This window comes from Mycoplana dimorpha, assembly GCF_003046475.1.
GTDB lineage: Bacteria > Pseudomonadota > Alphaproteobacteria > Rhizobiales > Rhizobiaceae > Mycoplana > Mycoplana dimorpha.
The window spans coordinates 353,109-365,094 of sequence record NZ_PZZZ01000002.1; the positions used below are offsets into that span (position 1 = coordinate 353,109).

12 protein-coding genes are annotated in these 11,986 nt (G+C 65.5%); 2 read left to right on the plus strand and 10 right to left on the minus strand.

The annotated features are described in order from the left end of the window. The first annotated feature begins 27 nt into the window (after nucleotides 1-27). Nucleotides 28-615, plus strand: a complete 588-nt coding sequence (locus C7449_RS05280) for a GNAT family N-acetyltransferase (RefSeq protein ID WP_108001736.1) — start codon at nucleotides 28-30, stop codon at nucleotides 613-615. A 4-nt stretch (nucleotides 616-619) separates the two neighbouring features. On the opposite strand, the gene C7449_RS05285 is transcribed toward C7449_RS05280, so the two are convergent. The 9 genes from C7449_RS05285 to C7449_RS05325 all read right to left on the minus strand — a co-directional run bounded on the left by C7449_RS05285 (nucleotide 620) and on the right by C7449_RS05325 (nucleotide 10,748). After that, a complete protein-coding gene (locus C7449_RS05285; protein ID WP_108001737.1) occupies nucleotides 620-1,705 on the minus strand; it encodes a DUF1513 domain-containing protein in 1,086 nt (361 codons plus the stop codon). Nucleotides 1,706-1,728: 23 nt separating this feature from the next. After that, on the minus strand, nucleotides 1,729-2,853 hold the full coding sequence (locus C7449_RS05290; protein WP_108001738.1) for an imelysin family protein: 1,125 nt from the start codon (nucleotides 2,851-2,853) through the stop codon (nucleotides 1,729-1,731). Beyond that, nucleotides 2,853-4,382: a di-heme oxidoreductase family protein gene (locus C7449_RS05295; RefSeq protein WP_108001739.1), complete on the minus strand. Its 1,530-nt coding sequence runs from the start codon at nucleotides 4,380-4,382 to the stop codon at nucleotides 2,853-2,855. The genes C7449_RS05290 and C7449_RS05295 overlap by 1 nt, the downstream gene beginning before the upstream one ends. Before the next feature lie 46 nt (nucleotides 4,383-4,428). Continuing rightward, entirely contained in the window at nucleotides 4,429-5,709 is a 1,281-nt protein-coding gene (locus tag C7449_RS05300; RefSeq protein ID WP_108001740.1) for an imelysin family protein, read from the minus strand. A 198-nt stretch (nucleotides 5,710-5,907) separates the two neighbouring features. Next, nucleotides 5,908-7,194 carry an RsmB/NOP family class I SAM-dependent RNA methyltransferase gene (locus C7449_RS05305; protein WP_108001741.1) on the minus strand — a complete coding sequence of 429 codons (1,287 nt, stop codon included), beginning with the start codon at nucleotides 7,192-7,194 and terminating at the stop codon, nucleotides 5,908-5,910. A gap of 70 nt (nucleotides 7,195-7,264) precedes the next feature. Beyond that, the gene (locus tag C7449_RS05310) at nucleotides 7,265-7,627 is read right to left on the minus strand and encodes a septal ring lytic transglycosylase RlpA family protein (RefSeq protein ID WP_108001742.1); all 363 of its coding nucleotides are present in this window, start codon (nucleotides 7,625-7,627) and stop codon (nucleotides 7,265-7,267) included. Nucleotides 7,628-8,010: 383 nt separating this feature from the next. Beyond that, a complete protein-coding gene (locus C7449_RS05315; RefSeq protein ID WP_108002065.1) occupies nucleotides 8,011-8,883 on the minus strand; it encodes an SDR family oxidoreductase in 873 nt (290 codons plus the stop codon). Beyond that, a complete protein-coding gene (gene queG, locus C7449_RS05320; RefSeq protein ID WP_108001743.1) occupies nucleotides 8,883-10,046 on the minus strand; it encodes a tRNA epoxyqueuosine(34) reductase QueG in 1,164 nt (387 codons plus the stop codon). The genes C7449_RS05315 and queG overlap by 1 nt, the downstream gene beginning before the upstream one ends. A gap of 9 nt (nucleotides 10,047-10,055) precedes the next feature. After that, on the minus strand, nucleotides 10,056-10,748 hold the full coding sequence (locus C7449_RS05325; protein WP_108001744.1) for a glutathione S-transferase family protein: 693 nt from the start codon (nucleotides 10,746-10,748) through the stop codon (nucleotides 10,056-10,058). Nucleotides 10,749-10,914: 166 nt separating this feature from the next. Between C7449_RS05325 and C7449_RS05330 the strand changes: the two genes are divergently transcribed. Continuing rightward, nucleotides 10,915-11,721: an undecaprenyl-diphosphate phosphatase gene (locus C7449_RS05330; RefSeq protein WP_108001745.1), complete on the plus strand. Its 807-nt coding sequence runs from the start codon at nucleotides 10,915-10,917 to the stop codon at nucleotides 11,719-11,721. Nucleotides 11,722-11,763: 42 nt separating this feature from the next. Here C7449_RS05330 and C7449_RS21725 read toward each other — a convergent pair whose 3' ends face one another. After that, on the minus strand, nucleotides 11,764-11,916 hold the full coding sequence (locus C7449_RS21725) for a metallophosphoesterase family protein (protein ID WP_170115802.1): 153 nt from the start codon (nucleotides 11,914-11,916) through the stop codon (nucleotides 11,764-11,766). Nucleotides 11,917-11,986 lie beyond the last annotated feature (70 nt).

An 11,986-nucleotide genomic window follows, 5' to 3' on the forward strand; every position in this document is an offset into this window, starting at 1 on the left:
GCGATATCGCAGGAGCCGGCAGGCGGGATGATTGCAGTGCGCCAGCCGGCGCCCTACATCCATGCCATGGACCAGGCGATAGAAATCCGCCCGGGCAGGACCGCCGATGTCTTTGCGATCGGCCGGGTGCTCGTGGCGACCTGGAGGGCGACGTTCCGAGGGCTGCTCGACGACGCCTATCTCGACCGCATGTCGCCGGCCGAGCAGGCGGTTCGCCACATGAGCCGCCGCAACGCGGCGGACGTCGGCCACTTCGTCGCGATCGAGCGCAAGAGCGGCGAACTGGTGGGCTTCGTGAATTTCGGTCCCGCACGCTATCCCTCGCCGACGCCGGTGGGTGAGATCTACGCCCTGTACGTGCTGCCTGCCTATCAGGGCCGCGGCATAGGCGGGGCACTCGTGCGCGCGGTGGCGCGGCGGATGGTGGAGGGCGGTACGGTGACGATGTTTGCCTGGGTGCTATCGACCAATCCGAATAGGGGCTTCTACGAACGGATGGGGGCGGCCCCGATGGAGGTTGGCATCATCGGGCTCGGTGGCCGTCAATACGAGCAGGTCGCCTACGCCTGGCACGACCTGCAAATGCTGATCGCGCGCGACGCCGGCGCCGCGTGAGCGGTCAAAGCCTCCCAAATCGGACGATGTGCTGGTCCCAGGCGAGATCGGCGCGCACGCCATCGAAGCGCCCGTCATAGGAGGACACCGCGAAGCCTAGGGGGGAAGGCGCGATGCCGGCCGCCTCGCTGATCGCCTCTTCGCGCAGGATACGCCCGCTCGCTGCGTCGACTGTCACCGCCAAGCCGCCCTTTGGCGAGGTCAGGCCGACCAGCCCCCGGGCGCGATTGACGGCGATGGCGCCGACATAGTTGGCGAGCCGCGCCGTCGTTTCCGCCGGCAGGTCGAGGAAGCGGATGTCTTCGCCTGCGGAAAAGTGGCCCGCCAGCGGCGGCAGGTCGTCACGCCGCCCCTCGTATTGGCAGGCGAACCAGACGCGCCCCTTGGAATCGATGTCGACATGCCGGGTGGAAAGCTGGCGCAGCGCCGGCGGCAGGGCGTGGCGTTGCACGAGCGCGCCCGTCGCCGCCTCGATCAGCGCCAGCGACGGTTCCATGTGGTCGAGATTGAGCTTGGTGCGGCCGAAATCCGGATGCGTCTCGATCCCGCCATTGGCGACGACCAGCGTCCTTCCATCGTCCGACACCGTCATGTCGTGGGTGCCGATGCCGTAGCTGTCGAACTCGCCGATGCGACGGTAGCGGTCGGTGGCGTCATAGAGGCCGATCACCCCGCGATTTGCCTGGAAATCGTTCTCGCTCGCATAAAGCAGTCGGCCGTCCGGCGAGAAACAGCCATGACCGAAGAAGTGCCGGTCCGGGCCGGCATGGATAACGGTTGCCGCTTGCCGCCGCTGCGTGTCGAAGATCAGGGCGAACGTTCCCGGGCGCCGCGCGAAGGCCGCGGCCTGCCCCGTCGCCACGCAATGGGCCATGCCGTGGCTGCGCGCCGGCAACCGGACGCGTTCGATGACCGTGCCGTCTTCGGCAAGCGTCGCAAGGCCAAAGCTGCCGTCCCGGGCCATGAAGCCGGAGGCGAACACCGCATCGCTCCGCTCCAGCGCAAACAGCGAGGACGGCGACAGCGTTGCCGCCCAGGCGGCTCCCGCCATCTTCGTGAAACTGCGCCGATCGAGAAGCGGTGTGCGCATCCTGCGTTCTCCCGTGTAGCCCGTCAGTCTCCGTCCGAGAAGGAGAAGCCGGCGCCGAGCCCGATCGCGCCGCCATAGTCGTTGTTCAGTCGCAGCACCAGGTCGCGGGCGTTGATGACGAGAAAGTCCAGCTTGCGGCGCTCGGCCGGAACGCTGACTGCTTTCTCGATGTCTGGATCGATGGTCGGCACGATGTGCTGCAGCGAGTTCAGGACGAAGACAATGGACCCGGCGATCGAGCCCTGCGAGGGATCGAGCAGGCCTTCCATGCCGGATTTCGTAAACAGCGCCTTCAGCCCCTCGAGATTGCTCTCGATGGACCTCCAGGTGTTGCCCGAACGCCAATAGATCGCCGATTTCGGGCGGGCAGGGGCGTCCTCGCCCTTGTAGAAGGATTCGATGCGCTGGTCGCGCACGGTCTCCGCCCCATGCACGAGCACGCCGAGCAGTGCGGTGATTGCCTCCTTGCCGTCGCGGAAGACGGGATTGCCCGGCCCAGGATGCTTCCAGGCGCGCTGTACGCCGTCCGGCTGCTCCCACTCGGCGCTGAGCGCCCCGGCAATCGTCTGGAGATTCGCTGCAACGGCGGCACCATAGCGGCAGCGGAAACTGTTCGCCGCCTTGTCCAGCGCTTTCGCACCGTTGCCGTAGAGGACGTACTCCAGCGCCCCCATTCCCTGCACGGCGACGCTCTTGCCGGCCAAAGTCGTGGCGTCCGTGTCCTCCTCATCGGCCTTGGCCAGCAGCGCCTGCACCTGTTTCAGCCCGGTGCTCTTGCGATCGGGATAGAAGAGGATGCGTTCGAACCGGTTCTGGCGGAGCGCCGGCCCTTCACGGACGATTTCGATGAACGACCACTTGGCCACCGTGTCGTTAAAGGCGGCGCGGGCGGCGGTTCCGGTTGCTGCCGAAGGCGCTCTGCAATAGGCGGAGACGGCATCGGCAAGGTCTGATGCCGAAGCGTGGAGATCGCGATAGCCGGGCCGGATCACCTCGTCGACCGCGCGAGCCATGACGGCCGAAACCGCCTCGTCGGTCAACACGGCCGGAGGCGGCGGCTCGGATTCCTGCCCTTGGGCAGGCAGGGCAAGCGCGGCAAGCATGAGGCCGGCCAGAAAGCTGCGGGTGACGCGGTAAGGCAGTGGCATCAGAGCGACTCCAGGAAGGTCAGCAGGGCGTCCCGCTCGGTCTTTTCCAGATCGGCGAAGCGGTCACGGGCGGCCGCGGCCTCGCCGCCGTGCCAGAGAATGGCCTCGGTGAGGTTGCGCGCCCGCCCGTCGTGCAGGAAAAAGGTATGGCCGCTCACCGTCTCGGTCAGGCCAATCCCCCACAGCGGTGGCGTGCGCCATTCCTGGCCGTTCGCCAGCCCCACCCGCTGACCGTCGGCCAGGCCTTCGCCCATGTCGTGCAGGAGAAAATCGGAATAGGGCCAGATCAGCTGGAACGACTGCGCCTTGTCGTGCGCGTCCCGGCGGGTGACGAATTTCGGATTGTGACAGGCGGTGCAACCGATTTCATAGAACACCTTCTTGCCGGCAAGCGTCTCGGCAAAGCTCGCCCTGCGCCGCGCCGGAACGGCCAGGTTCTGGGCGTAGAAGGTCACGAGGTCGAGCACCGGGTCGGGTGCTTCCGTGTCCCCAAGGCGCTGCTGCACGCCGTCCGGCATCTCGAGGCAGGCCTTCTGCGCCGCGGTGCAATCGCCATGGCTATTGGGCACGTCGGGGTTGGAGATGCCGATGTCGCCTGCGAAGGCCTCCGCACTCTGCCGGCGCACCGAGGCGTTCTGCGCCTTCCAGCCGAACCGGCCGAGCAGGAGCTTGCCGGACGTGCCATCGCGCACCAGAGCCGCCTTGCCGCTGATGCCGTCGCCATTCGCATCGTCGGGATCGGCGAGCGCCATGATGTCGGCCTCGTGAATCGCCTCGATCAGGCCGAGGCCGATCATCGGCGGCGTCATGCGCGGTGAAAGCGTGGTCGTCGGATCGAGGTCGCCATAGCCGAGGTCGGTCACCGCATAGACCGGCCGCCGCAGCGATACGGTCTCACCGCCCCGCAGCGTCACGGGCTCTTCCGTGTAGGTGACGTGCATCCGTCCCTCGGCGGCAAGACCGGGCACGGCAAAATCCTGCAACTGGCCGCCATAGACGGGATCGGGAAAGTTCGCCACCTCGAGCGCTTCGAGCCTGGCCCGCTCGGCCTCGTTCGCTGGCGGGCGGGCGAGGCGGAGGAAGGTGGTGCCGCTGTCGTCGCCGGGTTCCGGCGGATGGCCGCGCCCGTCCTTCAGGTGGCAGTTCTGGCAGGCACGCGAGTTGAAGAGCGGCCCGAGACCGTCCGAGGCTTGGGTCGAGGACGGCGAGGAGACCCACACCTTGCGGAACAGCGCATTGCCGAGCTTGAAGCCTTCCTCCTGCTCAAAGGTCAGGTTCTCCGAAAAATGCGAAAAGCTGTCGGCGTTGACAGCGGCAGTCGAGGTCGCCGCCCCACCCGACATTGCCTCATAACTCTCGGGCTTGGAAAAGTCCGTCGTCGGACGCGTCACCGCCTCGACCCGCGCCTGGTCCTTCGCCGACAGGTCGGTGCGCCCTGCGCTGCCCGGCAGTTCCTCTGCCACGGCGAGAGCGCCGCAGGCGAGCGACAGCAGGAAAATGCCAAGGGCAGGCGTCAGGCGACCGGTCATGTGGGAATCGGGCCGCTCCTTGAACAGGCCGCCCGCCTTTGCATTTTCATTGGAAGACGGCGTTAGGATTATCCAGGCTGTCGGAACCTTCAAGCTCGATCGTGCCGAGATCCAGCGCCGAGATGACGCGTTCGATCGTCTTCGACTGAGCCACCAGGCCGTCGATCGCCGCCTGCACCGTCGCATTGCCCTCGGCATTGCCTTCGCCGATCATCTGGTCGTAGGCCTCGACGGTCTCGGCGCGCTTCACCATCGCCTGCATCGCCGCAATGGTGGTGTCGAGCTTCGCCTTCATCTCGGCGTCGAGGGCGGCATCCTTCGCAGCCACAAGCTCGGAAAGGGACGGGCCGGTCAATCTGGTGCCGTTGGGGCGGACGTATTCGCCAGTATAGGCGCTTCGGATGCCGACAGCATCGTAGTAATGCGAGTTGTGGGTGTTGTCGGAGAAGCAGTCGTGCTCCTCTTCCGAGTCGTGCAGCATCAGGCCGAGCTTCATGCGCTCGCCTGCGAGTTCACCATAGGAGAGCGAGCCCATGCCGGTGAGGATCGCGGAAAGCCCGGCCTTCGGATCGGCGCTGACCGTCTTCGCCGCGCCGCCCTGCGGCGCCCATTGGGCGACCATCTCTCCGAGATCGGCCACCAAAAGGCCGGTCGCCGCCTTCAGATAGGCGGCGCGGCGCTCGCAATTGCCGCCGGTGCAGTTTTTCGTATCGAAGTCGGTGGCCGGCCGCTTGCCGGCGCCCGGGCCGGTGCCGTTCAGGTCCTGGCCCCAGAGCAGGAACTCGATCGCGTGATAGCCGGTCGCGACGTTCGCCTCCACGCCTCCGGCTTCCTGCAGGGTGCCGGCGAGAAACTCGGGTGTGAGCTTCGTCGCGTCCACCTCCTTGCCGTCGATCCTGATCGTCGGATTGGCGATGACGTTGGCGACGAACAGCGCGTTCTCCTCGCTCTCGGATCCGTAGCTCGCATCGACATAGTCGATCAGGCCCTCGTCGAGCGGCCAGGCATTGACCTTGCCTTCCCATTCGTCGACCACGGCATTGCCGAAGCGATAGACTTCCGTCTGCTGGTAGGGAACGCGGGCCTTGATCCAGGCGGTGCGCGCGGCCGTCAACGTCTCGTCGTTCGGGTCCGCGATCAACTGGTCGACGGCAACGGCGAGTTCTTTGGCGGCCGCAAGCGAGTCTGTAAACTTGGCGTGGGCGACCTCGACATAATGCGCGACGATCGCCCCAGGCTCGGTCGCTGCGAAAGCGGGCTGGGCGGCAGGTGCGGCGATGGCGGCCAGAAGCGCCAGCGCGGTCGAGCGGAGAAAGGACGTCGTCATGTTGCCTTCAGGACTCCCGGCTATTTTTTTTGCTTTTTCCCGGCGCTTGAAAAGACGGCAAGGATGCCGGAACGCTGCCCACAACCGGGCGTGTGGGCCTGGCTGTCATTACGTAAAAATAAACTGGTGTCAAATAGTATAGTTTAGAACCGTTCGATCTTTGCGTCGCCGTTTGGCTGCCCTGACGGGCGGAGCCGCTTAGGCCTTGCGGCCCATCGCGCAGAAGAAGAAACCGTCGGTGTCGGTCGAGGCGGGCGTCAGAGTCACCGTCTTCATATCCGCCGACCAGGGCTTGGGCTTGTCGGTGCCGAACAGGTCTTCCCAGGCTTCCGCCGCGGACAGGATCTCGAAGTCGGGATTGTCCTCGCAAAACCCATAGACCTGGTTCTCGTTTTCTTCCGGCAGCACCGAACAGGTCACATAGAGCAGGTATCCGCCAGGGCGTACGAAATGCGCCGCACTTGCCAGCGCTTCCTCCTGTTGGGCCAGCCGCTCCTCGAGGTTCTTGTCGGTCAGCCGCCACTTGGTGTCCGGGCGGCGGCGCCAGGTGCCGGTGCCGGTGCAGGGCGCATCGACCAGTACGCGGTCGAAGCGGCCGGCGAGCGGCGAAAGGCTGGAAAAGTCCTCGTGCACCTGAACGTTGCGGGTGCCGGCCCGCTTCAGGCGTTCGATGATCGGCGCCAGCCGCTTCCGGTCGGCATCGAAGGCATGCACCTGACCCTTGTTGTTCATGGCAGCCGACATCGCCAGCGCCTTGCCGCCGCCGCCGGCGCAGAAGTCGAGCACCTGCTCGCCCTCCTGGGCGAACACCAGATCGGCGACGATCTGCGAGCCCTCGTCCTGCACCTCGAACCATCCCTCCTCGAAGGCGGGCTCGGCGGTAACATTCGGCAGGCGCGCCGGCCCTTCACCAGCCGGGATGCGGATACCGTTGCGGGCGATCGTCGTCGGCACGGCGCCGCAGTGTTCCAGCGCCCTGAGCACCTTGTCACGCGAGGCCTTCAGCGTATTGGCGCGCAGGTCGAGCGTCGGCCGGCTCGTCAGCGCCTGGGCCTCGTGCAGCCAGTCGTCGGAAAAATTCTCGACGAACGAGGCCTGAACCCATTCGGGAATGTCGCCCTGCACGTGCAGAGGGGCGTGCTCCAGCCGACGTCGCGCGAGCGAAGCGAGCCGCTCGGCGGGAATGTCGGGCGCGAACTTGTCGCCGTCGAGCTGTCGCGCCAGTGTCTCCGGGGTCAGACCCCACTGGCGAAGCATGACGCCGAGCGCCAGGGCATCGGCGCTATCGTCGTCCATCAGGTAGGCATGCGACAGCTTCATGCGCAAAGCGTCGTAGACGATGTTGCCGATCGCCGCCCGGTCACCGGAGCCGGCGAAGCGGTGGGCGAGGCCCCAGTCCTTGAGCGAGTCCGCCACGGGACGCTTGCGCGTCTCGATATCCGCCAGGACCTCTATGGCTCCCGAGAGCCGCCCACCCAGTCGCATTGCTCAACTCCGTTTTGACGCCGTGGTAACGGCAAGGGGCGGCGAGGGCAAGCGGACCGGCTAATTTGACTCAGCTGTTGATGATTTCGTAGCAGACCTTGGCGTGGCCGCTGCTGATCATGCCGATCTCCGAGGCGGCGGCCTTGGACAGGTCGAGCACCCGCCCGCGGACGAATGGGCCGCGATCGTTGATCCGCACGATGACGCTCTTGCCGTTATTGGCGTTGGTAACCTTGAGCTTGGTGCCGAAGCGAAGACTCTTGTGCGCGGCGGTCATGTGGGCCGGATTCATGCGTTCGCCGGAGGCGGTTTTCGAAGTCAGCGCATACCAGGAAGCGCGGCCGCAACCGGCCGCGTCGGCGACAGATGCGAAAGTAACGGGCGCAGCGATGACGAGTGCAGCGAGGGCCGCAGTAGAGGGCTTGACAGACATGGTGACCTCCCAGTGCTGGTGTCCATTTACTTCTGACAGCACTGTCTATTCGGGCCAAAGATGGCAAAACAGCGCCTTGTTCCACGCGGGCCGGGCGCCGAGCACGGCGTTAATACTCCATTAAGAATACCGGGTGCCTTGGGGACTTCGACGGAGGCGTCGCAAAAAGCCTTGAGAATCAGAGATAAACTTGAATGATCGCCGGCCGTGGAATTTGATGTTTCCACAGGTTATGCAGGCGGAAAAAAGTTGCACATACGCCGAAAAGAGTACCCTAAACCTGATCGGTCAAGGAGCGGTATCGCGCATAAGCTGTGAAAAATTGACGAAACTTAGGCGGGTTTCGACGCTCGCCACAATTGCAGGTTCGCCGGATTGACGCGTCAACCGCGCCAGACGCCGTCGTTCCACATCTGGGCCAGCGATATCCGGTAATCGGGGAAGCGGAAGAGGAAGCCGAGTGCGCGGATCTTGGCATTCGAGACGCGCTTGTTTTCGCCGTAGAAAGACCGTGCCATGGGCGACAGCTCGGCCGTCTCGAAGGGAACTTCGGGCGGCATCTCGGCGCCCATCAGCCGGGCCGCCTCGGCCACCACGTCTTGCGGCGGGGCGGGCTCGTCGTCCGTGATGTTGAAGATCCCGCCATGCCGGCCCTCAGCCAGGAACAGCGCCGAGGCGCCGATGTCCTCCACCCGAATACGGTTGAACACCTGGTCCTTCTTGACGAGCCGCCGCGCCGTGCCCTCGGCGACATTGCGCAGCGCGTTGCGGCCGGGTCCGTAGATGCCGCCGAGCCGCAGCACGGCGACGGGAATGCCGCTTTCGCGCGACAGTTCCAGCCAGCGGTTCTCCGCCTCGACACGCTCGATCGAGCGGGTGGAGACCGGATGGATCTTAGTTTCCTCATCCACCCAGCCGCCCTGATGGTCGCCGTACACACCCACGGTGGAGAGATAGCCGGCCCATTGCAGCTTCGGCATCAGGTCCGAAATCGGCGGCACACCTTCGCGAAACAGCGGGTCGCCCGCCTTGCCAGGTGCAATGGACTGCACGAGATGCGTGGTTTGCCGCATCGCTTCGCCGAGCGCCTCGGAGATCGCCTCGCCGTCAAAGAGCAAGGCCTCGATGCCGCACGCTGCGAGCGCTGCCGCCTTGTCCGCCGAGCGCGTGGTACCTGACACCGCATATCCCGCCGCCATGAAGGCCTGCGCGATGGCGCGACCGGAGAAGCCGGCTCCCAAAACCAACAGACGCATCATCGATCCTCCATTGCCAGTTCATATTCCGCCCGCACCTGCGGATCGGCCTCGCCTGCTGCTCTTGCCGCAAGGCGCTCAAAATCTTGTCTTTCCATCAGCTGGCCGAGCGCCCAGACGGCCATGCCGCGCACGAGGGGCGAGGGGTCCTCCGCCAGCCGCTCGCAGGCGGGGATCAACGCCGCATCGCCGCTGTTGCCGGCGGCGATCAGCACATTGCGCACGAACCGGTCGCGACCGATACGCTTGACCGGCGAGCCGGAGAACAGCGTGCGGAATGCCGTGTCGTCGAGCTCCAGCAGTTCGGCGATCCTTGGCGCGCGCAGGTCGTCGCGGGCGTGGAATTTCATCTCCGAGGCGGTCGCCGCGAATTTGTTCCACGGACAGGCAGCCAGGCAATCGTCGCAGCCGTAGATGCGGTTGCCGATCAGCGGCCGCAGCTCCCGGTCGATCGGGCCCTTGTGCTCGATGGTGAGGTAGGAGATGCAGCGCCGCGCATCGATCTTGTAGGGCGCCGGAAAAGCATTGGTCGGGCAGGAATCGAGACAGGCCCGGCAGGAGCCGCAATGGTCGCGCTCCGGTTCGTCGAGCGAGAGGTCGGCAGTGGTGAACATGCTGCCGAGGAACAGCCAGGAGCCGAATTCGCGGCTGACGAGATTGGTGTGCTTGCCCTGCCAGCCGAGCCCCGCCTGCATGGCGAGCGGCTTTTCCATCACCGGCGCGGTATCGACGAAGACCTTGACGTCCTCGCCGGCGCGCGCGGCGAAGCGCGTGGCGATCTCCTTCAGCCGGCCCTTGACGACGTCGTGATAGTCGCGGTTGCGGGCATAGACCGAGATCGCCGCCCGGTCGGGCCGGGCGAGCACGCTGCGGGGGTCCTCGTCGGGACCGTAGTTCAACCCGAACAGCACGATCGAGCGCACCTCACCCCAGAGCACGCGCGGGTCGGCCCGCCGCTCGCGCGTCTCGGCCATCCACTCCATCGTCCCCTGATAACCGGCTTCGATGAATTCTTTCAGTCGCGCCGGGGCGTCGGGGATGGCGTCGGGCCGTGTCACGCGGCAGACCTCGAAGCCCTTCTCCGCCGCTTCGGCGAGGAGAAAATCCTTCAGCTTTTCCCGCCGCTGCGTCTGTCGGTCCGTGCGTTCGGCTGCGCCGGGCATGGCTTCGCCTCAGAAATCGAGGTCCGCATAGTGCGAGACCGGGGTGACGCCGCGCACCCGTTCGGCAAGCAGCGGCCGGAACGAGGGGCGTGACTTGATCCGCTGGTACCAGTCCTTCGCCTGCGGCGCGTCCTGCCAGTTGATCTCGCCGAGATAGTCGAGCACCGAGACTGCCGCTGCGGCGGCGAGGTCGGCATAACTGAGCCGGTCGCCGGCGAGATAGGTACGCGAGCCGGCAAGCCACGAAAGATACTTCATGTGCTGGCGGATGTTTGCCCGGGAATTGCGCAGGATCTTGCTGTCCGGCGGCCCGCCGCCCTGGTCTGGCGTCATCTGCAGCTTGAAGATCCGCTCGCGCACGAGCGGCCGCGTCACGTCCTGCTCCATCTTCTGCAGGAACCATTCGACAAGCCTACGGATCTCCGCCCGCTGGAACGGATCCTCGGCCAGAAGCCGGCGGTCGCGCTTCAAAACGCCGTGCGTCTCGTCGAGATATTCGCAGATCACCGTCGCGCCGCAGAGCGCGCGCATGCTGTCGTCGACATAGACCGGCAGCGTGCCGGCCGGATTGAGAGCCAGGAAATCGCGCCGGTTCTCCCAGGGCTGTTCTTCCGCGAAGTCGGTCTGGTAGCCGTACTCGGCGAGGATCAGGCGAACGAATCGCGAAGCGGAGGACATCGGGTGATGATAGAGGGTCGGCATTTCTGGCTTTTCGTCTGAAGATTGTCGGAGGAAGCGGACCGGCCGGCAGATCGGGCAGGCGAATTACGCTGGTCACGACTCCTGACACAAAGCTATAGGAATATGGTTAAGCAAACACAAGCTTCGCGGTCGTTGCTTCACGCCGCCGCCTTTTCAAGGAATGTCCATGCCCGACCAGTCCATTGTCAGCGCGCTAGTCCTCGGTCTGATTGAGGGCCTGACCGAGTTCATCCCCGTTTCCTCGACTGCCCATGTGCTGCTTGCCGGCCATTTCCTCGGGTTTGAATCGCCCGGCAACACCTTTGCGGTGCTGATCCAGCTTGGCGCGATTCTCGCCATCCTGGCCGTGTACGCGACGAAACTGGTGCAGATCGCGCTGGCGCTTCCGACCAGTGCCGCCGCCCGCCGCTTCGTGCTTTGCGTGCTGATTGCCTTTCTGCCGGCCGCCCTGATCGGCGTCGTCGCCCACGGCTTCATCAAGTCGGTGCTGTTCGAGACCCCGCGTCTGATCTGCATCGTCCTGATCGTCGGCGGCTTCATCCTCTATGCGATCGACCGTATGCCGCTGAAGCCGCGCTACAAGGACGTCATGGACTATCCGCCGTCGCTCGCGTTCAAGATCGGCCTGTTCCAGTGCCTCGCGATGGTGCCGGGCACCTCGCGCTCGGGCGCGACGATCGCCGGCGCGCTACTGATGGGCGCGGACAAGCGCTCGGCGGCGGAATTCTCGTTCTTTCTGGCGATGCCCACGATGCTGGGGGCTTTCACCCTCGATCTCTACAAGAACCGGGACGCACTGACATTCGATGCTGGTGTGCTGATCGCCATCGGCTTCGTCGCGGCGTTCGTGGCGGCGCTCGTCGTCGTGCGATCGCTCCTCGATTTCGTATCGCGGCGTGGTTTCGCGCCCTTCGCCATCTGGCGAATCGTCGTCGGCGTGGCCGGCCTCATCGGCCTGTCCATATGGGGCTGACGCTTTGAGGCGCGGCCGGGTGTAGGCGCCCGGCCGTTGCGTTTATCGGCCGATCGACGAGGTCGTGCAGGGGTCGACGCCATAGGCGGGCGCGCAGCCGTGCTTGCCGGCGGCCACCGTGGTCGGGGCCATGAACGAGCCCGCCAGGATCACCAGCGCTGCGCAGCCGAAGAAAAGTGCAATTGCCTTGCCCATGTCGAAGAAGCCCCTAAGGAAAATTGCGCCCGGTCTGCCGGTTGCGCGAGGCGGTGTGTATGCCCGACCC